At 60.6% G+C, this 23,028-nt stretch carries 16 protein-coding genes and 4 tRNA genes; all 20 read left to right on the top strand.

Features of this window, described 5'->3' with window-relative positions; translation table 11 throughout:
• The first annotated feature begins 531 nt into the window (after window positions 1-531).
• Window positions 532-617: transfer RNA gene (locus tag BSIN_RS03840), tRNA-Tyr, on the top strand.
• A 45-nt stretch (window positions 618-662) separates the two neighbouring features.
• Window positions 663-736, top strand: a tRNA-Gly gene (locus BSIN_RS03835).
• Window positions 737-759: 23 nt separating this feature from the next.
• Window positions 760-834, top strand: a tRNA-Thr gene (locus BSIN_RS03830).
• 61 nt (window positions 835-895) lie between these two features.
• Window positions 896-2,086, top strand: a complete 1,191-nt coding sequence (gene tuf / locus BSIN_RS03825) for an elongation factor Tu (protein ID WP_069233656.1) — start codon at window positions 896-898, stop codon at window positions 2,084-2,086.
• 59 nt (window positions 2,087-2,145) lie between these two features.
• A tRNA-Trp gene (locus tag BSIN_RS03820) sits at window positions 2,146-2,221 on the top strand.
• 42 nt (window positions 2,222-2,263) lie between these two features.
• The gene (gene secE / locus BSIN_RS03815; protein WP_059519673.1) at window positions 2,264-2,644 is read left to right on the top strand and encodes a preprotein translocase subunit SecE; all 381 of its coding nucleotides are present in this window, start codon (window positions 2,264-2,266) and stop codon (window positions 2,642-2,644) included.
• A 1-nt stretch (window position 2,645) separates the two neighbouring features.
• On the top strand, window positions 2,646-3,203 hold the full coding sequence (nusG, locus tag BSIN_RS03810) for a transcription termination/antitermination protein NusG (protein ID WP_004525645.1): 558 nt from the start codon (window positions 2,646-2,648) through the stop codon (window positions 3,201-3,203).
• 144 nt (window positions 3,204-3,347) lie between these two features.
• Window positions 3,348-3,779, top strand: coding sequence for a 50S ribosomal protein L11 (gene rplK / locus BSIN_RS03805; RefSeq protein WP_059519674.1), 432 nt, complete (start codon window positions 3,348-3,350; stop codon window positions 3,777-3,779).
• On the top strand, window positions 3,780-4,478 hold the full coding sequence (rplA, locus tag BSIN_RS03800; RefSeq protein ID WP_059519675.1) for a 50S ribosomal protein L1: 699 nt from the start codon (window positions 3,780-3,782) through the stop codon (window positions 4,476-4,478).
• Between the two features lie 299 nt (window positions 4,479-4,777).
• Window positions 4,778-5,275 carry a 50S ribosomal protein L10 gene (gene rplJ / locus BSIN_RS03795; protein ID WP_059519683.1) on the top strand — a complete coding sequence of 166 codons (498 nt, stop codon included), beginning with the start codon at window positions 4,778-4,780 and terminating at the stop codon, window positions 5,273-5,275.
• Window positions 5,276-5,338: 63 nt separating this feature from the next.
• On the top strand, window positions 5,339-5,713 hold the full coding sequence (gene rplL, locus BSIN_RS03790; protein ID WP_059519676.1) for a 50S ribosomal protein L7/L12: 375 nt from the start codon (window positions 5,339-5,341) through the stop codon (window positions 5,711-5,713).
• 361 nt (window positions 5,714-6,074) lie between these two features.
• Complete coding sequence (rpoB, locus tag BSIN_RS03785; protein ID WP_059519677.1) at window positions 6,075-10,181, top strand: DNA-directed RNA polymerase subunit beta; 4,107 nt, start codon at window positions 6,075-6,077, stop codon at window positions 10,179-10,181.
• A 21-nt stretch (window positions 10,182-10,202) separates the two neighbouring features.
• On the top strand, window positions 10,203-14,447 hold the full coding sequence (gene rpoC, locus BSIN_RS03780) for a DNA-directed RNA polymerase subunit beta' (protein WP_089339534.1): 4,245 nt from the start codon (window positions 10,203-10,205) through the stop codon (window positions 14,445-14,447).
• A 501-nt stretch (window positions 14,448-14,948) separates the two neighbouring features.
• Window positions 14,949-15,452 (top strand): PraA/PraB family alkane oxidation protein activator, encoded by a 504-nt coding sequence (locus BSIN_RS03775; RefSeq protein ID WP_059519679.1) that lies wholly within the window; start codon window positions 14,949-14,951, stop codon window positions 15,450-15,452.
• 505 nt (window positions 15,453-15,957) lie between these two features.
• Entirely contained in the window at window positions 15,958-17,805 is a 1,848-nt protein-coding gene (gene recQ, locus BSIN_RS03770; RefSeq protein ID WP_089339533.1) for a DNA helicase RecQ, read from the top strand.
• A gap of 231 nt (window positions 17,806-18,036) precedes the next feature.
• Entirely contained in the window at window positions 18,037-18,417 is a 381-nt protein-coding gene (gene rpsL, locus BSIN_RS03760; RefSeq protein WP_059519681.1) for a 30S ribosomal protein S12, read from the top strand.
• A 174-nt stretch (window positions 18,418-18,591) separates the two neighbouring features.
• Window positions 18,592-19,062, top strand: coding sequence for a 30S ribosomal protein S7 (gene rpsG / locus BSIN_RS03755; protein ID WP_004198359.1), 471 nt, complete (start codon window positions 18,592-18,594; stop codon window positions 19,060-19,062).
• 130 nt (window positions 19,063-19,192) lie between these two features.
• A complete protein-coding gene (gene fusA, locus BSIN_RS03750) occupies window positions 19,193-21,295 on the top strand; it encodes an elongation factor G (protein ID WP_059519682.1) in 2,103 nt (700 codons plus the stop codon).
• A 41-nt stretch (window positions 21,296-21,336) separates the two neighbouring features.
• On the top strand, window positions 21,337-22,527 hold the full coding sequence (gene tuf, locus BSIN_RS03745; RefSeq protein ID WP_089339532.1) for an elongation factor Tu: 1,191 nt from the start codon (window positions 21,337-21,339) through the stop codon (window positions 22,525-22,527).
• Window positions 22,528-22,661: 134 nt separating this feature from the next.
• The gene (gene rpsJ, locus BSIN_RS03740; protein ID WP_004199280.1) at window positions 22,662-22,973 is read left to right on the top strand and encodes a 30S ribosomal protein S10; all 312 of its coding nucleotides are present in this window, start codon (window positions 22,662-22,664) and stop codon (window positions 22,971-22,973) included.
• Window positions 22,974-23,028: the final 55 nt, after the last annotated feature.

Below are 23,028 nucleotides of genomic sequence, written 5' to 3'. Positions count from 1 at the left end.
GCCTACCCAGCGGGGGTTTTTGCTTTTACGCCCTCAAGCTCCACAACCCCCCCTCATCGCCCCAGCGCTTCATCTCCGCTCCGCGCGGGCCGCTCGCTTCCCATGCCGCCGATTAACCCAGCTCCTGGCATACAGGAGCGTCCGCTCTGCTGCGCGATGTTTCGAGAGGCTGTCCGGGAAGGCCCTGAGATCGGCTGAAAAGATCGGCTGAAGCCGCCGCGAGTTCGATGTTCCGGCCAGGAATCGGCCCGAATTTTATAGCGGCTGCTTGGCTTTATGAGGTGAAGGCCGTAAGATAACGGTCTTTCGTTTTTTGGCTGCGTGGATTTTTTGGCGCGCCGAGCGCGGAATCTGGCGAAAAATGTGGGCTTGAAAGAGAGTCCGGCGGTTTTTGAGGCCCGAAGGTTGAACGTCGATGGGTCATCATAAGATGTCGGATACACCGGCAGGCTTCCTCGAAGAGAATGAAAATAATCTTTCCGGGATGCTTGACACAAAGCCGATGTACCCCCATAATCGTCAGTTCTCTACGGAGGGGTGCCCGAGTGGCTAAAGGGGGCAGACTGTAAATCTGTTGGCTTACGCCTACGTTGGTTCGAATCCAACCTCCTCCACCAAAGACATAAGCAGCAGGGCGGTATAGGGAATCGTTGCAGGCCCTTGCGGGTGTAGCTCAATGGTAGAGCAGAAGCCTTCCAAGCTTACGACGAGGGTTCGATTCCCTTCACCCGCTCCAGTTCTGTGGTTGAAGCGTAAAGCGCCCATGTGGCTCAGTGGTAGAGCACTCCCTTGGTAAGGGAGAGGTCGGCAGTTCGATCCTGCCCATGGGCACCAGCAGTAGTCGGTGTCTGTTTGCGCGCGGCGCAACAAGTGAAATTCCTTTTGGGAGTTGAAAATGGCCAAGGAAAAATTCGAGCGGACCAAGCCGCACGTGAACGTAGGAACGATTGGTCACGTTGACCACGGCAAGACGACGCTGACGGCGGCGATCGCGACGGTTCTGTCGTCGAAGTTCGGCGGCGAAGCGAAGAAGTACGACGAAATCGACGCGGCGCCGGAAGAAAAGGCGCGCGGTATCACGATCAACACGGCGCACATCGAGTACGAAACGGCAAACCGCCACTACGCGCACGTTGACTGCCCGGGCCACGCCGACTACGTGAAGAACATGATCACGGGTGCGGCGCAGATGGACGGCGCGATCCTGGTGTGCTCGGCCGCGGACGGCCCGATGCCGCAAACGCGTGAGCACATCCTGCTGGCGCGTCAGGTTGGCGTGCCGTACATCATCGTGTTCCTGAACAAGTGCGACATGGTCGACGACGCCGAGCTGCTCGAGCTGGTCGAAATGGAAGTGCGCGAGCTGCTGTCGAAGTACGACTTCCCGGGCGACGACACGCCGATCATCAAGGGTTCGGCGAAGCTGGCGCTGGAAGGCGACAAGGGCGAGCTGGGCGAAACGGCGATCATGAACCTGGCCGACGCGCTGGACACGTACATCCCGACGCCGGAGCGCGCGGTGGACGGTACGTTCCTGATGCCGGTGGAAGACGTGTTCTCGATCTCGGGTCGGGGTACGGTGGTGACGGGTCGTGTCGAGCGTGGCGTGATCAAGGTTGGCGAGGAAATCGAAATCGTCGGTATCAAGCCGACGGCGAAGACGACCTGCACGGGCGTGGAAATGTTCCGCAAGCTGCTGGACCAGGGTCAGGCAGGCGACAACGTCGGTATCCTGCTGCGCGGCACGAAGCGTGAGGACGTGGAGCGCGGCCAGGTTCTGGCCAAGCCGGGTTCGATCACGCCGCACACGCACTTCACGGCGGAAGTGTACGTGCTGAGCAAGGACGAAGGCGGCCGTCACACGCCGTTCTTCAACAACTACCGTCCGCAGTTCTACTTCCGTACGACGGACGTGACGGGCTCGATCGAGCTGCCGAAGGACAAGGAAATGGTGATGCCGGGCGACAACGTGTCGATCACGGTGAAGCTGATCGCGCCGATCGCGATGGAAGAAGGTCTGCGCTTCGCGATCCGTGAAGGCGGCCGTACCGTCGGCGCAGGCGTCGTCGCCAAAATCATCGAGTAAGCCAGTTATTCGTTGATCGACAGTTTAGGGGCCGGCGAAAGCCGGCTCCAACATGGTCTAGGGGTATAGCTCAACTGGCAGAGCGTCGGTCTCCAAAACCGAAGGTTGGGGGTTCGATTCCCTCTGCCCCTGCCACATAAGCCACGTTCAGCGTGGCGTTTGTTGTTTTAGGGTGTTATGGCGAATCCTTCCGTCGAAACTGTTAATACCTCCGGCGATAAGCTGATGCTGGCCCTGGGCGTATTGTTGGTCTTGGGCGGGTTCGCAGGCTTTTTTTTGCTGGGCGGCAAGGAGTGGTATATCCGCGGCGCTGCGTTGGCGGTAGGGGTGATTGCGGGTGTCGGCGTTGCGCTGGCATCGATGCCGGGCAAGAGTTTCATCGCCTTTGCCAAGGACTCGTATCGCGAGGTGCGCAAGGTTGTTTGGCCCACACGCAAGGAGGCCACGCAGACCACACTTGTCGTGTTTGGCTTTGTGCTGGTCATGGCGCTCTTTCTTTGGATTAGTGATAAATCCATCGAGTGGGTGATTTTCTCGGTGATTCTGGGTTGGAAATGATATGAGCGATACTCCGGCATCCCCGAGTGGAAAGCGTTGGTACGTCGTGCACGCCTACTCCGGCATGGAGAAGAGCGTGCAACGCGCGCTTCAGGAGCGCATCGAGCGTGCCGGCATGCAGGATAAGTTCGGCCAGATTCTGGTTCCGACCGAAGAAGTGGTTGAAGTCAAAGGCGGTCACAAAGCCGTGACCGAACGTCGTTTCTTTCCCGGTTATGTGCTGGTGGAAATGGAGATGACGGACGAAACCTGGCATCTCGTTAAAAATACTGCGAAGGTCACTGGTTTCGTCGGCGGGGCGCGTAATCGTCCGAGTCCGATTTCCCCACGGGAAGTCGAAAAGATCATGTCCCAGATGCAGGAGGGCGTGGAGAAGCCGCGTCCGAAAACCCTGTTCGAGGTCGGTGAGATGGTGCGCGTGAAGGAAGGCCCATTCACGGATTTCAACGGCACGGTCGAAGAAGTGAATTACGAGAAATCGAGAGTGCGCGTGTCGGTCACTATTTTTGGGCGCGCAACGCCGGTCGAACTGGAGTTCGGCCAAGTCGAGAAAGTTTGAGCAGATTCGGATGGGCGGCTTCGAAGGCTGCCCGTCGTCGCGCTTACGGCCCGCGTAATGGCCGTTGAGGAGCGCCAGTAGTCGCAAGACGAACCCGCGTTATCACTCATCGAACGCTTCGATGCGTTCCAACGAGGTTTCCAAATGGCAAAGAAGATCATCGGCTTTATCAAGCTGCAGATCCCTGCAGGTAAAGCCAATCCGTCGCCGCCCGTCGGTCCGGCTCTGGGCCAGCGTGGCCTGAACATCATGGAGTTCTGCAAGGCGTTCAACGCGCAGACTCAAGGCATGGAACCGGGCCTGCCTGTTCCGGTCGTCATCACGGCTTATGCGGACAAGAGCTTCACGTTCGTGATGAAGACGCCGCCGGCGACCGTTCTGATCAAGAAGGCGGCGAAGATCGACAAGGGTTCGAGCAAGCCCCATACCGACAAGGTCGGCAAGATTACCCGCGCTCAAGCGGAAGAGATCGCAAAGACCAAGATGCCGGATCTTACGGCGGCTGATCTCGATGCGGCTGTTCGCACCATCGCAGGTAGCGCACGCTCGATGGGCATCACTGTGGAGGGCGTGTAAATGGCCAAGATTTCGAAGCGCCGTCAGGCATTTGCCGCTAAGGTCGATCGTCAGAAGCTGTACCCGATCGACGATGCACTCGCACTCGTGAAGGAATGCGCGAGCGCGAAGTTCGATGAATCGATCGATGTCGCAGTTCAGCTCGGTATCGATGCGAAGAAGTCGGATCAGGTCGTTCGCGGCTCCGTCGTGCTGCCGGCAGGTACCGGTAAGTCGGTTCGCGTCGCCGTGTTTGCTCAAGGCGAAAAGGCCGAGCAGGCACGCGCTGCCGGAGCGGAAGTGGTCGGCATGGAAGATCTGGCTGAGCAGATCAAGGCCGGTCAAATGGATTTCGACATCGTGATCGCCTCTCCGGACACGATGCGTATCGTGGGTACGCTGGGTCAGATTCTTGGTCCGCGCGGCCTGATGCCGAACCCGAAGGTCGGTACGGTCACGCCGGATGTCGCGACTGCAGTGAAGAACGCGAAGGCGGGTCAGGTGCAGTTCCGTGTCGACAAGGCGGGCATTATTCACGCGACGATCGGCCGTGCGTCTTTTGAGCCGACCGCGCTGCGCACCAACCTGTCGGCGTTGATCGAAGCGCTGCAAAAGGCGAAGCCGGCGACGAGCAAGGGCGTTTATCTGCGCAAGATCGCGCTGTCGAGCACGATGGGCGTCGGCGTGCGAGTCGACCAGGCCACGCTGGCCGCGCAGTAAGCGAAGTATTCGGGCCGCTTCTCGACGGAAGCGGCTCAAAAGGGCTTTGGGCGGTTGTTCGGCGCAGTATGGTCGGGCAACCGGTTATCAAAGACCGTTGGCGGGAAAGCAGCAGTCGGGCGATCCCTTAATGCAAAGCCAACGCAGATGGCGAACCCGAAAAAGTTTTGCAGTGGTGAAGCCGGAGATCGACGAGCGATCGACGATGTTCGGCGGAAATACTCCTAACGAGTCGGACGCCGTTGTTGAACGAGGTACGCGACGCGCGATGCGAAGCGTATCGTTTCTGGAGGCTAACCGTGCCGCTTAATAGAGAAGACAAGCAAGCCGTCGTCGCTGAGGTTGCCGCGCAAGTCGCGAAGGCCCAGACCGTTGTGCTCGCTGAGTATCGTGGGATTACGGTTGGCGATCTGACCACGCTGCGCGCGAAGGCGCGCGAGCAACAGGTTTACCTGCGCGTGCTGAAGAACACGCTGGCGCGCCGCGCCGTTGAAGGTACGCCGTTTGCTCCGCTGGCAGAGCAGATGACTGGTCCGTTGATCTACGGCATCTCGGAAGATGCGATTGCTGCTGCGAAGGTCGTCAACGACTTCAGCAAGAGCAATGACAAGTTGGTCATCAAGGCTGGTTCGTTCGATGGCAAGGTGATGGACAAAGCAGGCGTGCAAGCGCTCGCTAGCATCCCGAGCCGCGAAGAACTGCTCTCGAAGCTGCTGTTCGTCATGCAGGCACCTGTTTCCGGCTTTGCGCGCGCCCTGGCCGCGCTGGCGGAAAAGAAGCAGGCCGAAGCCGCATAAGCGAACGTATCTGAGCACAACAGATCGCTGGCTGTATCCGAATTCAATTTAGGAGTATTCCAAATGGCAATCGCAAAAGAAGACATCCTGGCAGCCGTTGAAGGCATGACGGTCCTGGAACTGAACGAGCTGGTCAAGGCGTTCGAAGAGAAGTTCGGCGTGTCGGCTGCTGCAGTCGCAGTCGCAGGTCCGGCGGGTGGTGGCGCAGCAGCTGCTGCTGAAGAGAAGACCGACTTCACGGTCGTTCTGGCTGAAGCAGGCGGCAACAAGGTTGCAGTCATCAAGGCCGTTCGCGAAATCACGGGCCTGGGCCTGAAGGAAGCGAAGGACCTCGTTGACGGCGCACCGAAGCCCGTCAAGGAAGGCGTCGACAAGGCTGCTGCAGAAGAAGCCAAGAAGAAGCTGGAAGACGCGGGCGCGAAGGTCGAACTCAAGTAAGTTCACGCGCGCTGTGCGAAGGCTGGCGGTTTTTCACCGCCGGCCTTTTTGTGCTTTGTGGGGGCAGTGTTTTGACACTCTTTGCGGAGGTCGGGCAGACGCCCCCAGAAGCCAAAGAAAACCGTCTATCCCATGCGATCGGCGATTTTCTTTGTCTTCTGAAGCGACTGCAGAAGGCAAGTTTGGTCGGGCAACAGGTCATGCAGGTTCCGTTGCCGTCAGCCAGCGGTTGGTAGCGGCCAACCACCAAGCTTCTCGGCTCGTGCCGTCGGACGGCCATCGGGTCTCAGTCGGTGAACACTCGGGTTTGACGCGTCAAGGTATCCCGCCTCGACATCGCCCGTCGTGATTCGGAGATCGTATGCAATATTCCTTCACCGAGAAGAAGCGCATTCGCAAGAGTTTCGCGAAGCGTTCCATCGTTCACCAAGTACCTTTCCTGCTGGCCACCCAGCTTGAATCATTCAGCACATTTCTGCAAGCCGATGTGCCGCCTGCGCAACGTAAATCCGAAGGCTTGCAGGCCGCCTTTACGTCGGTATTCCCGATCGTCTCGCACAACGGCTTTGCTCGCCTGGAGTTCGTGAGCTACGCGCTGTCGTCGCCCGCGTTCAACATCAAAGAGTGTCAGCAGCGTGGCCTTACGTACTGCTCGGCGCTGCGCGCGAAAGTGCGCCTCGTGTTGCTCGACAAAGAGTCGCCGAACAAACCCGTCGTCAAGGAAGTAAAGGAACAGGAAGTGTACATGGGCGAAATTCCGCTCATGACGCCTACCGGTTCGTTCGTGATCAACGGCACCGAGCGCGTGATCGTGTCGCAGTTGCACCGTTCGCCCGGCGTGTTCTTCGAGCACGATAAGGGCAAGACGCACAGCTCGGGCAAGCTGCTGTTCTCCGCGCGGATCATTCCTTACCGCGGCTCGTGGCTCGACTTCGAATTCGATCCGAAGGACGTGCTGTATTTCCGCGTCGACCGCCGCCGCAAGATGCCGGTCACGATCCTGCTGAAGGCTATCGGCCTCACGCCTGAGCAGATCCTCGCGAACTTCTTCGTGTTTGACAATTTCACGCTGATGGACGAAGGCGCGCAGATGGAGTTCGTGCCCGAGCGCCTGCGTGGCGAAGTCGCGCGCTTCGACATCACCGATCGCGAAGGCAAGGTGATCGTCCAGAAGGACAAGCGGATCAATGCGAAGCATATCCGCGATCTCGAAGCGGCGAAGACGAAGTTCATCTCGGTGCCGGAAGATTATCTGCTTGGCCGCGTGCTGGCGAAGAACGTCGTCGACGGCGATACCGGCGAAGTGATCGCGAACGCGAACGACGAGATCACCGAAAGCGTGCTCGAGAAGCTGCGCGAAGCGAAGATCAAGGAAATCCAGACGCTCTACACGAACGATCTGGATCAAGGTCCGTACATCTCGTCGACGCTGCGTGTCGACGAAACCGCCGACAAGACGGCCGCGCGCATCGCGATCTATCGGATGATGCGTCCGGGCGAGCCGCCGACCGAAGAAGCGGTCGAGGCGCTCTTCAATCGTCTGTTTTACAGCGAGGATGCTTACGACCTGTCGAAGGTCGGCCGTATGAAGTTCAACCGCCGCGTCGGCCGTGACGAAATCACGGGCCCGATGACGCTGCAGGATGACGATATCCTCGCGACGATCAAGATTCTCGTCGAGCTGCGCAACGGCAAGGGCGAAGTGGACGATATCGACCACCTCGGCAATCGTCGCGTGCGCTGCGTCGGCGAACTTGCGGAAAACCAGTTCCGCGCAGGTCTCGTGCGCGTCGAGCGCGCTGTCAAGGAACGCCTCGGCCAAGCCGAAAGCGAAAACTTGATGCCGCACGACCTGATCAACTCGAAGCCGATTTCGTCGGCGATTCGCGAGTTCTTCGGCTCGTCGCAGCTGTCGCAGTTCATGGACCAGACCAACCCGCTGTCGGAAATCACGCACAAGCGTCGCGTTTCCGCGCTTGGCCCGGGCGGTTTGACGCGCGAGCGCGCAGGCTTCGAAGTGCGTGACGTGCACCCGACCCACTACGGACGCGTGTGCCCGATCGAAACGCCGGAAGGTCCGAACATCGGTCTGATCAACTCGCTCGCGCTGTATGCGCACCTGAACGAGTACGGCTTCCTCGAGACGCCGTACCGCAAGGTCGCGGACGGCAAGGTGACCGACCAGATCGACTATTTGTCGGCAATCGAGGAAGGCCGCTACATGATCGCGCAGGCGAACGCGGCGATCGATGACAACGGCGCGCTCGTCGACGAACTGGTGTCGTCGCGTGAAGCCGGCGAAACGATGATGGTCACGCCGGACCGCATCCAGTACATGGACGTCGCGCCGTCGCAGATCGTGTCGGTCGCGGCATCGCTGATTCCGTTCCTCGAGCACGACGACGCGAACCGCGCGTTGATGGGCTCGAACATGCAGCGTCAGGCTGTGCCGTGCTTGCGTCCGGAGAAGCCGGTCGTCGGCACGGGTATCGAGCGCACGGTGGCGGTCGACTCGGGCACGACGGTGCAGGCCCTGCGTGGCGGCGTGGTGGATTACGTCGACGCGGGCCGTATCGTGATTCGCGTGAACGACGACGAAGCGGTGGCGGGTGAGGTCGGCGTCGATATCTACAACCTGATCAAGTACACGCGCTCGAACCAGAACACGAACATCAACCAGCGTCCGATCGTGAAGATGGGCGACAAGGTCGCGCGCGGCGACGTGCTGGCTGATGGCGCATCGACGGATCTGGGCGAGCTTGCGCTCGGCCAGAACATGCTGATCGCGTTCATGCCGTGGAACGGCTACAACTTCGAGGATTCGATCCTGATCTCGGAGAAGGTCGTGGCCGACGATCGCTACACGTCGATCCACATCGAAGAGCTGAACGTCGTTGCTCGCGACACGAAGCTCGGGCCGGAAGAAATCACGCGCGACATCTCGAACCTGGCGGAAGTGCAACTCGGCCGTCTCGACGAGTCGGGCATCGTGTACATCGGTGCGGAAGTCGAAGCGGGCGACGTGCTGGTCGGCAAGGTCACGCCGAAGGGCGAAACCCAGCTGACGCCGGAAGAGAAGCTGCTGCGCGCGATTTTCGGCGAGAAGGCGTCGGATGTGAAGGATACGTCGCTGCGCGTGCCGTCGGGCATGAGCGGCACGGTGATCGACGTGCAGGTGTTCACGCGCGAAGGCATCCAGCGCGACAAGCGTGCGCAACAGATCATCGACGACGAACTGAAGCGCTACCGTCTCGACCTGAACGACCAGCTGCGCATTGTCGAAGGCGACGCGTTCCAGCGTCTCGCGCGCATGCTCGTCGGCAAGGTCGCCAACGGCGGTCCGAAGAAGCTCGCGAAGGGCACGAAGATCGACCAGGCGTACCTCGAAGATCTCGATCACTACCACTGGTTCGACATCCGCCTTGCGGACGACGAAGCAGCAGCATCGCTCGAAGCGATCAAGAACTCGATCGAAGAGAAGCGTCATCAGTTCGATCTCGCGTTCGAAGAGAAGCGCAAGAAGCTCACGCAAGGCGACGAACTGCCGCCGGGCGTGCTGAAGATGGTCAAGGTGTACCTCGCGGTGAAGCGCCGCCTGCAGCCTGGCGACAAGATGGCCGGCCGTCACGGTAACAAGGGTGTCGTGTCGAAGATCGTCCCGATCGAAGACATGCCGTACATGGCCGACGGCCGTCCGGCCGACGTCGTGCTGAACCCGCTCGGCGTGCCGTCGCGGATGAACGTGGGTCAGGTTTTGGAAGTGCACCTCGGCTGGGCCGCGAAGGGTCTCGGTTGGCGTATCGGCGAAATGCTGCAGCGCCAGACGAAGATCGAGGAGCTGCGCTCGTTCCTGACGAAGATCTACAACGAGTCGGGCCGCGCGGAAGATCTGGAGAGCTTTACCGACGACGAGATCCTCGAGCTCGCGAAGAATCTGCGCGAAGGCGTGCCGTTCGCGACACCGGTGTTCGATGGCGCGACCGAGGAGGAAATGTCGAAGATGCTCGATCTCGCGTTCCCGGACGAGATCGCCCAACAGCTCGACATGAATCCGTCGAAGAACCAGGTTCGCCTGTACGACGGCCGCACGGGCGAGCCGTTCGAGCGCCGCGTGACGCTCGGCTACATGCACTACCTGAAGTTGCACCACTTGGTCGACGACAAGATGCATGCGCGTTCGACTGGCCCGTACTCGCTCGTCACGCAGCAGCCGCTGGGCGGCAAGGCGCAGTTCGGTGGTCAGCGTTTCGGTGAAATGGAAGTGTGGGCACTCGAAGCATACGGCGCGTCCTACGTGCTGCAGGAAATGCTGACAGTGAAGTCGGACGACGTGACCGGCCGGACCAAGGTGTACGAGAACCTGGTCAAGGGCGATCACGTGATCGATGCAGGCATGCCGGAATCCTTCAACGTATTGGTGAAGGAAATCCGCTCACTCGGTATCGATATCGATCTCGACCGCAATTAATCGGACTACGGAGAGAAGGCAATGAAAGCTCTGCTCGATCTATTCAAGCAAGTCCAACAGGAAGAAGTTTTCGACGCGATCAAGATCGGTCTGGCCTCGCCCGACAAGATCCGTTCGTGGTCGTTCGGCGAAGTGAAGAAGCCGGAGACCATCAACTACCGCACGTTCAAGCCGGAACGCGATGGTTTGTTCTGCGCGAAGATCTTCGGGCCGATCAAGGACTACGAGTGCCTGTGCGGCAAGTACAAGCGCTTGAAGCACCGCGGCGTGATCTGCGAGAAGTGCGGCGTGGAAGTGACGCTGGCGAAGGTGCGCCGTGAGCGCATGGGCCACATCGAGCTGGCCTCGCCGGTCGCGCACATCTGGTTCTTGAAGTCGCTGCCGTCGCGTCTGGGCATGGTGCTCGACATGACGCTGCGCGACATCGAGCGCGTGCTGTACTTCGAAGCATACGTGGTGATCGAGCCGGGCATGACGCCGCTGAAGGCGCGGCAGATCATGACCGAAGAGGATTACTACAACAAGGTCGAGGAATACGGCGACGAATTCCGTGCCGAGATGGGCGCGGAAGGCGTGCGTGAACTGCTGCGCGCGATCAACATCGACGAGCAGGTCGAGACGCTGCGCACCGAGCTGAAGAACACTGGCTCGGAAGCGAAGATCAAGAAGTACGCGAAGCGCCTGAAGGTCCTTGAGGCATTCCAGCGCTCGGGCATCAAGCCCGAGTGGATGATCCTCGAAGTGCTGCCGGTGCTGCCGCCGGAACTGCGTCCGCTCGTGCCGCTGGACGGCGGCCGTTTCGCGACGTCGGATCTGAACGACCTGTATCGCCGCGTGATCAACCGTAACAACCGGTTGAAGCGCCTGCTCGAGCTGAAGGCGCCGGAAATCATCGTCCGCAACGAAAAGCGGATGCTGCAGGAAGCCGTCGACTCGCTGCTCGACAACGGCCGCCGCGGCAAGGCGATGACGGGCGCGAACAAGCGTCCGCTGAAGTCGCTCGCGGACATGATCAAGGGCAAGGGCGGCCGCTTCCGTCAGAACCTGCTGGGCAAGCGCGTCGACTACTCGGGCCGTTCGGTCATCGTGGTCGGCCCGACGCTGAAGCTGCACCAGTGCGGTCTGCCGAAGCTGATGGCGCTCGAACTGTTCAAGCCGTTCATCTTCAACAAGCTGGAAGTGATGGGGGTAGCTACGACCATCAAGGCTGCGAAGAAGGAAGTCGAGAACCAGACGCCGGTGGTGTGGGATATCCTCGAAGAGGTGATCCGCGAGCACCCGGTGATGCTCAACCGTGCGCCGACGCTGCACCGTCTCGGTATCCAGGCGTTCGAGCCGGTGCTGATCGAAGGTAAGGCGATTCAGTTGCATCCGCTCGTCTGCGCGGCGTTCAACGCCGACTTCGACGGTGACCAGATGGCCGTTCACGTGCCGCTGTCGCTCGAAGCGCAGATGGAAGCGCGCACGCTGATGCTGGCGTCGAACAACGTGCTGTTCCCGGCCAACGGCGATCCGTCGATCGTGCCGTCGCAGGATATCGTGCTGGGTCTGTACTACGCGACCCGCGAAGCGATCAACGCGAAGGGCGAAGGCCTGTCGTTCACCGGCGTGTCGGAAGTGATCCGTGCATACGAGAACAAGGAAGTCGAGCTTGCGTCGCGCGTGAACGTGCGGATTACCGAAATGGTCCGCAACGAGGACAAGTCGGAAGGCGCGCCGGAATTCGTGCCCAAGATCACGCTGTACGCGACCACTGTCGGCCGCGCGATCCTGTCGGAAATCCTGCCGCACGGCCTGCCGTTCTCGGTGCTGAACAAGCCGCTGAAGAAGAAGGAAATCTCGCGTCTGATCAACACCGCATTCCGCAAGTGCGGTCTGCGCGCGACGGTCGTGTTCGCCGACCAGCTGATGCAATCGGGCTTCCGTCTCGCGACGCGCGCCGGCATCTCGATCTGCGTCGACGACATGCTCGTGCCGCCGCAGAAGGAAACGATCGTCGGCGACGCCGCGAAGAAGGTGAAGGAGTACGACCGCCAGTACATGTCGGGTCTCGTCACCGCGCAGGAACGCTACAACAACGTGGTCGACATTTGGTCGGCGACGTCGGAGGCGGTCGGCAAGGCGATGATGGAGCAGCTGTCGACGGAGCCGGTGATCGACCGCGACGGCAACGAGACGCGCCAGGAATCGTTCAACTCGATTTACATGATGGCCGACTCGGGCGCCCGGGGTTCGGCGGTGCAGATTCGTCAGCTGGCCGGTATGCGCGGCCTGATGGCGAAGCCGGACGGCTCGATTATCGAGACGCCGATTACCGCGAACTTCCGCGAAGGCCTGAACGTGTTGCAGTACTTCATCTCGACCCACGGTGCACGTAAGGGTCTGGCTGATACGGCACTGAAGACCGCGAACTCGGGCTACCTGACGCGGCGTCTGGTCGACGTTACGCAGGATCTGGTCGTGGTCGAGGACGATTGCGGCACGTCGAACGGCGTCGCGATGAAGGCGCTCGTCGAAGGCGGTGAAGTCGTCGAAGCGCTGCGCGACCGTATCCTCGGCCGCGTCGCGGTCGCGGATGTCGTGAATCCGGAAACGCAGGAAACGCTGTACGAAGCGGGCACGCTGCTCGACGAAACGGCGGTCGAAGACATCGAGCGTCTCGGCATCGACGAAGTGCGCGTGCGCACGGCGCTGACCTGCGAAACGCGTTACGGCCTCTGCGCCGCGTGCTACGGCCGCGATCTCGGCCGCGGCTCGCTCGTGAACGTCGGCGAGGCGGTCGGCGTGATCGCGGCGCAGTCGATCGGTGAACCGGGTACGCAGCTGACGATGCGGACGTTCCACATCGGCGGTGCGGCATCGCGTGCGGCAGTGGCTTCGTCGATCGAAGCGAAGAGCAACGGTATCGTGCGCTTCACGTCGACGATGCGCTACGTCACCAACGCGAAGGGCGAGCAGATCGTCATTTCCCGTTCGGGTGAGGCGATGATCACCGACGACTTCGGCCGTGAGCGCGAGCGTCACAAAGTGCCGTATGGCGCAACGCTGCTGCAACTCGACGGCGTAACCGTCAAGGCCGGCACGCAGCTTGCCACGTGGGATCCGCTGACGCGTCCGATCATCACCGAGTACGGCGGTACGGTGAAGTTCGAGAACGTCGAGGAAGGCGTGACGGTCGCCAAGCAGATCGACGACGTGACCGGTTTGTCGACGCTCATCGTGATCGACGCGAAGCGTCGCGGCTCGCAGGCGTCGAAGAGCGTGCGTCCGCAGGTGAAGCTGCTCGACGCAAACGGCGACGAAGTGAAGATCCCGGGCACGGAGCATTCGGTGCAGATCGGCTTCCAGGTCGGCGCGCTGATCACCGTGAAGGACGGTCAGCAGGTGCAAGTCGGTGAAGTGCTCGCACGTATCCCGACCGAATCGCAGAAGACCCGCGACATTACCGGTGGTCTGCCGCGAGTGGCCGAGCTGTTCGAAGCGCGTTCGCCGAAGGATGCGGGCATTCTCGCGGAAGTCACCGGGACGGTGTCGTTCGGCAAGGACACGAAGGGCAAGCAGCGTCTCGTCATCACGGATCTCGAGGGCAACCAGCACGAGTTCCTGATTGCGAAGGAAAAGCAGGTGCTGGTCCACGACGGTCAGGTCGTCAACAAGGGCGAAATGATCGTGGATGGCCCGGCCGATCCACACGACATCCTGCGTCTGCAGGGTATCGAGGCGCTGTCGCGTTACATCGTGGACGAAGTGCAGGACGTGTATCGTCTGCAGGGCGTGAAGATCAACGACAAGCACATCGAGGTGATCGTTCGCCAGATGCTGCGTCGCGTGCAGATCACCGACAACGGCGATACGCGCTTCATCCCCGGCGAACAGGTCGAGCGTTCGGACATGTTGGACGAAAACGATCGCATGATCGCCGAGGGCAAGCGTCCGGCGACTTACGACAATATCCTGCTGGGTATCACGAAGGCATCGCTGTCGACCGATTCGTTCATCTCCGCGGCATCGTTCCAGGAAACGACCCGCGTGCTGACCGAAGCGGCGATCATGGGCAAGCGTGACGATCTGCGTGGCCTGAAGGAAAACGTGATCGTCGGCCGTCTGATTCCTGCCGGTACGGGTCTCGCGTTCCACAAGGCGCGCAAGGCGAAGGAGTTGTCGGATCGCGAGCGTTTCGACCAGATCGCAGCGGAAGAAGCGTTCGAGTTCGGTACGCCGGAAACGCCGGCCGCCGAAGAGCAGCAGCATCCGGCGGCGGAGTGAGCAGGGCGGCGCGAGCCGCTTTGCCTGCACCACGGCTGGTAAAAGCCGCCCGGTTTCGACCGGGCGGCTTTTTTTATGTGGGGACTCGGGAAAACCTGGGTAGCGAAAACGATGAAACTGACCATCGAAACACTATGATGCGTCAATTCATTCTCATTGAAAAACATCTTCTCCAATACTTTATTAATTGGCGATTTTCTGGAAATGATGGATATTGCGTGCGCTAAATTAAATTAAGCACTGCTTTACATGTGCGATGATTCATATCATTATGATGAGTAAGAAAAAAACGTAGTGGCAAATCTACCATACAACCTGAACCTGAGAGACAAAATGGTATGCATGCACGCGAATTAGATAATAAGAGCGTCGATCCGGATGACGGTTGCGTGTCGGTCGCTTAAATTCGTATTCCCGTTTAATTGTTACCAACCTGTGTGGTGTCGATTCCGATGCCGCACGCCTGACGACGCGTCGTCACTTTTCCGAGGAGGTAGTGCAATGGGTGCGCTTCATTTTTCCAAGGCCGTTGCTGCGCTTGCTGTGGTTTGCGCTTCGATCTCGTCTGCTTATGCCGTCACGGTATCGCGCGCGGACGGGCAGCCGATGAACCCAAATGGCGAGCCGTTCTCGGTATCGGGTCCCATGGCGCTTTCCAAGAGCGGTATCAGCGCAACCTGCAATACGACCTTCAACGGCACGATCACGTCGAGCGGGATCGTGACGATTACCTCCACGCAGTTTGCGGGCGGCGGCACCTGCTCGTGGATCTCGAGTAACGCAACCAGCTCGTCGCCGTGGACGGGCCAAGCCGACAGTACCACTCAGTTGACGATCAACAATGCGCAGGTGCAGGTGCTGTTTCTCGGCACGTGCGGACCAAGCAAAGTCGTCGCCGGTTGGGACAATAAGGCTTCGTCTCTGACGCTCAATAACGCCCAACTGACGCCGGATTGCCAGATCAACGGTACGATGGTGACGTCGCCGCAATTCACCGTGCAATAAGCGCTGATATAACCGTTGATGTTGTGCGCCGGCAGTCGATAGGCCGCCGGCATTTAATATGAGTGGCATTGCGTGGCAAAAAGGCGGCACGATAACGATTTCATTTACGCACGAACTCAGATCTGGAAATAATTGAAGGCATGATATTAATCATGCTTTTTCACGCCACTATATTCGAGCAGAGCATGCGGGTGTGTTGACGGCATCGGTCTCGGGGATCGGTTCGTCTGTAATCGTTTTCTGTCGATCGTTGCCGGCTGCCGCACCAGCGTGGCGGCGCTCGTGCGGCATTGGGCTCGACCTGGCCAGCCCGTCACCGTCTTGACGGATTGGGCTCGGGCGCGTTGGGGCGTCTCTCATGCTCGTTCGGGCCGATTGTTGCAGATGCGTGCTGCGTTGATCGCCTATCCGAACGGCTAACGTTTGGCCGCGATCCCCTTCGGTTGCGGCGGCGTTGGTAAAATCCCGCTCACCAGCCCTTTCTCGCAGTTCTCCATCCGATCTCATGTCCCGCGCGCTAGAAATTCTCAACGAAGTCTTCGGCTATCCCGCCTTCCGTGGCCAACAGGGCGAGATCGTCGAGCACGTGGCGGCGGGCGGCGATTGTCTCGTGCTGATGCCCACGGGCGGCGGCAAGTCGCTCTGCTATCAGATTCCGGCGCTCGTGCGTTCCGAAGCCGGTCGCGGCGCGGGCATCGTGGTGTCGCCGCTGATCGCGCTGATGCAAGATCAAGTCGCGGCTTTGTCCGAGGTCGGCGTGCGGGCCGCGTATCTGAATTCGACGCTCTCCGGAGCCGAGGCGGCCGCGACCGAGCGGGCGTTGCGGGACGGCGACGTCGATCTGCTTTACGTTGCGCCCGAGCGGCTGATGACGCCGCGTTTTCTCGATCTGCTCGAGCGCGCGAAGATCGGTCTTTTCGCGATTGACGAAGCGCATTGCGTATCGCAATGGGGGCACGATTTCCGTCCCGAGTACATCCAGCTTTCGGTGCTGCACGAGCGTTTCCCGAGCGTTCCGCGGATCGCGTTGACCGCGACGGCCGACGCGCTGACGCGAGACGAGATCGTTCAGCGTCTCGCGCTCGACGACGCGCGCATTTTCGTGTCGAGCTTCGACCGGCCGAACATCCGCTATCGGATCGTCGAGAAGGATAACGCCCGCTCGCAGCTGCTCGATTTCATTCGTGCAGAGCACACGAATGCGGATGGCACGACCGATGCGGGCGTCGTCTATTGCTTGTCGCGCCGCAAGGTCGAGGAGACGGCCGAATGGCTGAAGGCGCAAGGTGTGCGTGCGCTGCCGTATCACGCCGGCATGGAGTTCGAAGTCAGGCAGAAGCATCAGGAGATGTTCCAGCGCGAGGAAGGGATCGTGATGTGCGCGACGATCGCGTTCGGAATGGGCATCGACAAGCCGGACGTCCGTTTCGTCGCGCATCTCGATTTGCCGAAGAGCGTCGAAGGCTATTACCAGGAGACGGGGCGCGCGGGCCGCGACGGCATGCCGGCGAATGCGTGGATGGCGTATGGGCTGGGCGACGTCGTTCAGCAGCGCAAGATGATCGACGAATCGGATGCGGACGACGCGCACAAGCGGATCCAGACGTCAAAGCTCGACGCGTTGCTCGGGCTGTGCGAGACGCCGTCGTGCCGGCGCGTGAGGCTGCTTGCCTATTTCGGCGAAACGAGCGCGCCCTGCGGCAATTGCGATACCTGTCTCGAGCCGCCTGCAACCTGGGACGCGACGCGCGAGGCGCAAATGGCGCTGTCGTGCGTGTTCCGCGCGCAGCGCGCGAGCGGTTTTAATTTCGGCGCGAGCCACCTGATCGAGATATTGCGCGGCGCGCGCACCGAAAAGGTACTGCAGCGCGGCCACGAAAATCTGAGCACGTTCGGCATTGGCGCCGAGCTGTCCGAACCCGAATGGCGCGCGATCTTCCGGCAACTGGTCGCATTCGGTTATCTGGCCGTGGATCACGGCGGTTTTGGCGCGCTCGTGCTGACCGAGGCGAGCAAGCCGGTGCTCAAGGGTGCCGAAAAAGTCACGTTGCGCCGCTACGTCAAGCCAGCGCGTACCCGTGACGCGCGCGGGCGCAGCGGCGCGCGTGTCGATCCGACGGCTGGCATGAGCCCGCACGAGCGCGCTCGCTGGGAGCGACTGCGCGCTTGGCGAGCCGAGACCGCGAAAAGCGACGGCGTGCCGGCATATGTGATCTTTCACGATGCGACGCTTGCCGAAATTGCCCGCAACGCACCGGAATCGATCGACGATCTGCGCCATATCCCAGGTATCGGCGCGCGCAAGCTTGACCGCTTCGGTGACGAGTTGCTCGAGGTCGTTGAATCGGCGTGATATGTCGCAGATATGTCACCAATAATTCACACTGGCTTCGGCGCGAAAATCACGCAAGCTATTGACTCGTTTGCAATTTTCGGAATATTATGCCGGGTTCCGGTTCTCGGTAGGTTGATTCGCGGGCGCAAGTCCGGGGTCGCGCGCACGTGAGCCGGGACGTTACGCACGCTGGTTTTCGCTTTGCCCGAGGGCCGGCGTGCCGATTTTGGTCAATTTCAGGAATACACAATGCCAACCATCAATCAACTGGTTCGCAAAGGCCGCTCGTCGGAAACGGCGAAGAGCAAGAGCCCGGCCTTGCAGGACTGCCCGCAGCGTCGCGGCGTGTGCACCCGTGTGTACACGACGACGCCGAAGAAGCCGAACTCGGCGCTCCGTAAGGTCGCCAAGGTGCGTCTGACGAACGGTTTCGAAGTGATTTCGTACATCGGTGGTGAAGGCCACAACCTGCAGGAACACTCTGTCGTGCTGATCCGCGGCGGCCGTGTGAAGGACTTGCCGGGTGTGCGTTACCACATGGTTCGCGGCTCGCTGGATACGCAGGGCGTCAAGGACCGTAAGCAGGCTCGCTCGAAGTACGGCGCGAAGCGCGCGAAGGCTGCGAAGTAAGCAGCGCAGAATGGAGATCGCCTCGTAGGGCGGTCAAGGCGGTGGTGCCGGATTGCCGGTGCTGTCGAGTAAGTGGTCACCCGGCCAAGCTGGTTAGTCGTGAAGATGTGATCGGGTTAGTTGGTGGCCGCGGGGCTTCAAAAAAGCTCCAACTGAACAGGTAAAGGAAGAAACATGCCGCGTCGTCGCGAAGTTCCCAAGCGGGAAGTGTTGCCGGATCCGAAGTACGGCAACGTAGATGTAGCCAAGTTCATGAACATGCTGATGCTGTCCGGCAAGAAGTCGGTTGCTGAGCGCATTGTTTATGGCGCATTCGAGCAAATCCAGACCAAGGGTGGCAAGGACCCGCTGGAAGTGTTCACGGTCGCGCTCAACAACGTGAAGCCGGTGGTCGAAGTGAAGAGCCGTCGCGTTGGTGGTGCGAACTATCAGGTTCCGGTCGAAGTGCGTCCGTCGCGTCGTATGGCATTGGCGATGCGCTGGTTGCGCGAGGCTGCGAAGAAGCGCAGCGAGAAGTCGATGGCTCTGCGCCTGGCCGGTGAACTCAGCGAGGCCGCGGAAGGCCGCGGCGGTGCGATGAAGAAGCGCGACGAAGTGCACCGGATGGCGGAAGCCAACCGTGCGTTCTCGCACTTCCGCTTCTAAGCGCCAAGCTGGGTTTTTAGCGGAAAAATTCCGGGCGGGTGCGCTGATTTGGCGCCTCGCCCGTTTGTGTTGAGGCGTGCTGCGACGTGTATGCAAGGGTCGCATCGCGCCAACCCAATAGAGGATCAAAGTGGCTCGTAAGACTCCCATCGAGCGCTACCGCAACATCGGTATTAGCGCTCACATCGACGCCGGCAAAACGACGACGACCGAGCGCATTCTGTTTTACACCGGCGTGAACCACAAGATTGGTGAAGTTCACGACGGTGCGGCGACGATGGACTGGATGGAGCAGGAACAGGAGCGTGGCATCACGATCACGTCCGCTGCTACCACGGCGTTCTGGAAGGGCATGGGCGGCAATTATCCGGAACACCGCATCAACATCATCGATACGCCGGGGCACGTCGACTTCACGATCGAAGTGGAGCGCTCGATGCGCGTGCTCGACGGCGCGTGCATGGTGTACTGCGCGGTGGGCGGCGTGCAGCCGCAATCGGAAACGGTGTGGCGCCAAGCCAACAAGTACGGCGTGCCGCGTCTCGCGTTCGTCAACAAGATGGACCGTACCGGCGCGAACTTCTTCAAGGTCTACGACCAGCTCAAGCTGCGCCTGAAGGCAAACCCGGTTCCGGTCGTGGTGCCGATCGGCGCGGAAGAGAATTTCAAGGGCGTCGTCGATCTGCTGAAGATGAAGGCGATCATTTGGGACGAAGCGTCGCAAGGTACGAAGTTCGACTACGTCGACATCCCGGCCGAACTCGCCGAAACCTGCCAGGAATGGCGTGAAAAGATGGTCGAGGCGGCTGCGGAAGCCAACGAAGACCTGATGAACAAGTACCTGGAAGAAGGCGATCTGCCGGAAGCCGACATCGTCAAGGCGCTGCGCGACCGGACGATCGCGTGCGAAATCCAGCCGATGCTGTGCGGTACCGCGTTCAAGAACAAGGGCGTGCAGCGCATGCTCGACGCCGTGATCGACTTCCTGCCGTCGCCGGTCGACATTCCGCCGGTCAAGGGCGAACTGGACAACGGCGAAACCGCCGAGCGCCAGGCGTCGGACGACGAGAAGTTCTCGTCGCTCGCGTTCAAGATCATGACCGACCCGTTCGTCGGCCAGCTGATCTTCTTCCGCGTGTACTCCGGCGTCGTCAATTCGGGCGACACGGTGCTGAACTCGACCAAGGGCAAGAAGGAGCGCCTCGGCCGTATTCTGCAGATGCACGCGAACAACCGTGAGGAAATCAAGGAAGTCCGCGCCGGCGATATCGCTGCCGCGGTCGGCCTGAAGGAAGCGACCACGGGCGACACGCTGTGCGATCCCGCGCATCCGATCGTGCTCGAGCGCATGGTGTTCCCGGAGCCGGTGATCTCGCAGGCCGTCGAGCCGAAGACGAAGGCCGACCAGGAAAAGATGGGCCTCGCGCTGAACCGTCTCGCGCAGGAAGACCCGTCGTTCCGCGTGCAGACCGATGAAGAATCGGGCCAGACGATCATTTCGGGCATGGGCGAGCTCCACCTCGAAATTCTGGTCGACCGGATGAAGCGCGAATTCGGCGTCGAAGCAACCGTCGGCAAGCCGCAGGTCGCGTATCGCGAAACGATCCGTTCGACGGCGAAGGACGTCGAAGGCAAGTTCGTCAAGCAGTCGGGCGGCCGCGGTCAGTATGGCCATGCGGTCATTACGCTCGAGCCGCACGAGCAGGGCAAGGGTTACGAGTTCCTCGACGAGATCAAGGGCGGCGTGATTCCGCGTGAATACATTCCGGCGGTCGACAAGGGCATCCAGGACACGCTGAAGAGCGGCATTCTGGCGGGCTTCCCGGTCGTCGACGTGAAGGTCCACCTGACGTTCGGTTCGTACCACGACGTTGACTCGAACGAAAACGCGTTCCGCATGGCCGGTTCGATGGCGTTCAAGGAAGCCATGCGTCGTGCGAATCCGGTGTTGCTCGAGCCGATGATGGCGGTCGAAGTAGAAACTCCGGAAGAGTACATGGGCAACGTGATGGGTGACTTGTCGGGCCGTCGCGGCATCGTGCAGGGCATGGAAGACATGGTCGGCGGTGGCAAGATCGTGCGCGCCGAAGTGCCGCTGTCGGAAATGTTCGGTTATTCGACGTCGCTGCGCTCGCTGACGCAAGGCCGTGCGACGTACACGATGGAGTTCAAGCACTACGCTGAAGCTCCTAAGAACGTCGCCGACGCGATCATCAGCGCGAAGTCGAAGTAAAGCTGCATCTCCCAACCGCTTATTTTTGAAAGAAGAGAGTCATGGCAAAAGAGAAATTCGAGCGGACCAAGCCGCACGTGAACGTAGGAACGATTGGTCACGTTGACCACGGCAAGACGACGCTGACGGCGGCGATCGCGACGGTTCTGTCGTCGAAGTTCGGCGGCGAAGCGAAGAAGTACGACGAAATCGACGCGGCGCCGGAAGAAAAGGCGCGCGGTATCACGATCAACACGGCGCACATCGAGTACGAAACGGCAAACCGCCACTACGCGCACGTTGACTGCCCGGGCCACGCCGACTACGTGAAGAACATGATCACGGGTGCGGCGCAGATGGACGGCGCGATCCTGGTGTGCTCGGCCGCGGACGGCCCGATGCCGCAAACGCGTGAGCACATCCTGCTGGCGCGTCAGGTTGGCGTGCCGTACATCATCGTGTTCCTGAACAAGTGCGACATGGTCGACGACGCCGAGCTGCTCGAGCTGGTCGAAATGGAAGTGCGCGAGCTGCTGTCGAAGTACGACTTCCCGGGCGACGACACGCCGATCATCAAGGGTTCGGCGAAGCTGGCGCTGGAAGGCGACAAGGGCGAGCTGGGCGAAACGGCGATCATGAACCTGGCCGACGCGCTGGACACGTACATCCCGACGCCGGAGCGCGCGGTGGACGGTACGTTCCTGATGCCGGTGGAAGACGTGTTCTCGATCTCGGGTCGGGGTACGGTGGTGACGGGTCGTGTCGAGCGTGGCGTGATCAAGGTTGGCGAGGAAATCGAAATCGTCGGTATCAAGCCGACGGCGAAGACGACCTGCACGGGCGTGGAAATGTTCCGCAAGCTGCTGGACCAGGGTCAGGCAGGCGACAACGTCGGTATCCTGCTGCGCGGCACGAAGCGTGAGGACGTGGAGCGCGGCCAGGTTCTGGCCAAGCCGGGTTCGATCACGCCGCACACGCACTTCACGGCGGAAGTGTACGTGCTGAGCAAGGACGAAGGCGGCCGTCACACGCCGTTCTTCAACAACTACCGTCCGCAGTTCTACTTCCGTACGACGGACGTGACGGGCTCGATCGAGCTGCCGAAGGGCAAGGAAATGGTGATGCCGGGCGACAACGTGTCGATCACGGTGAAGCTGATCGCGCCGATCGCGATGGAAGAAGGTCTGCGCTTCGCGATCCGTGAAGGCGGCCGTACCGTCGGCGCAGGCGTCGTCGCCAAAATCATCGAGTAAGCTCGGCGGTCTTGCGTAGTTTGTAGTAATATTCAGCGCCCGGGGCCGGGCGCCCGCTCTCCGCGGATGCCCGGCCCCACGTTCTTTTTTGATCCGGCGATGCAATATCGCCTCGCTCTTTTGAAGGAATCGCCATGCAGCAGCAAAAAATCCGCATCCGTCTGAAGGCTTTCGACTATCGCCTGATCGATCAATCGGCAGCCGAGATCGTCGATACGGCGAAGCGGACCGGCGCGATCGTTCGTGGCCCCGTGCCCCTGCCGACGCGTATTCAGCGCTTCGATATCCTCCGCTCGCCGCACGTGAACAAGACGTCGCGCGATCAGCTCGAAATTCGCACCCACCAGCGCTTGATGGACATCGTCGATCCGACCGACAAGACGGTCGACGCGCTGATGAAGCTCGACCTGCCGGCAGGCGTCGACGTGGAAATCAAGCTGCAATAAGGCGCGCGTAACAGCTCGCTACAAGGCTGCCGGCGTGATCTGCCCCCGTAGGTCG

The sequence above is a fragment of the Burkholderia singularis genome (assembly GCF_900176645.1).
GTDB lineage: Bacteria > Pseudomonadota > Gammaproteobacteria > Burkholderiales > Burkholderiaceae > Burkholderia > Burkholderia singularis.
Note: the sequence above shows the minus strand (reverse complement) of the source record. Positions and strands in the feature narration are given on the sequence as shown.

Coding starts and splice junctions, on each gene's coding strand:
- tuf (WP_069233656.1), top strand. CDS start 896: ATGGCCAAGGAAAAATTCGAGCGGACCAAGCCGCACGTGAACGTAGGA.
- secE (WP_059519673.1), top strand. CDS start 2,264: ATGGCGAATCCTTCCGTCGAAACTGTTAATACCTCCGGCGATAAGCTG.
- nusG (WP_004525645.1), top strand. CDS start 2,646: ATGAGCGATACTCCGGCATCCCCGAGTGGAAAGCGTTGGTACGTCGTG.
- rplK (WP_059519674.1), top strand. CDS start 3,348: ATGGCAAAGAAGATCATCGGCTTTATCAAGCTGCAGATCCCTGCAGGT.
- rplA (WP_059519675.1), top strand. CDS start 3,780: ATGGCCAAGATTTCGAAGCGCCGTCAGGCATTTGCCGCTAAGGTCGAT.
- rplL (WP_059519676.1), top strand. CDS start 5,339: ATGGCAATCGCAAAAGAAGACATCCTGGCAGCCGTTGAAGGCATGACG.
- rpoB (WP_059519677.1), top strand. CDS start 6,075: ATGCAATATTCCTTCACCGAGAAGAAGCGCATTCGCAAGAGTTTCGCG.
- rpoC (WP_089339534.1), top strand. CDS start 10,203: ATGAAAGCTCTGCTCGATCTATTCAAGCAAGTCCAACAGGAAGAAGTT.
- BSIN_RS03775 (WP_059519679.1), top strand. CDS start 14,949: ATGGGTGCGCTTCATTTTTCCAAGGCCGTTGCTGCGCTTGCTGTGGTT.
- recQ (WP_089339533.1), top strand. CDS start 15,958: ATGTCCCGCGCGCTAGAAATTCTCAACGAAGTCTTCGGCTATCCCGCC.
- rpsL (WP_059519681.1), top strand. CDS start 18,037: ATGCCAACCATCAATCAACTGGTTCGCAAAGGCCGCTCGTCGGAAACG.
- rpsG (WP_004198359.1), top strand. CDS start 18,592: ATGCCGCGTCGTCGCGAAGTTCCCAAGCGGGAAGTGTTGCCGGATCCG.
- tuf (WP_089339532.1), top strand. CDS start 21,337: ATGGCAAAAGAGAAATTCGAGCGGACCAAGCCGCACGTGAACGTAGGA.
- rpsJ (WP_004199280.1), top strand. CDS start 22,662: ATGCAGCAGCAAAAAATCCGCATCCGTCTGAAGGCTTTCGACTATCGC.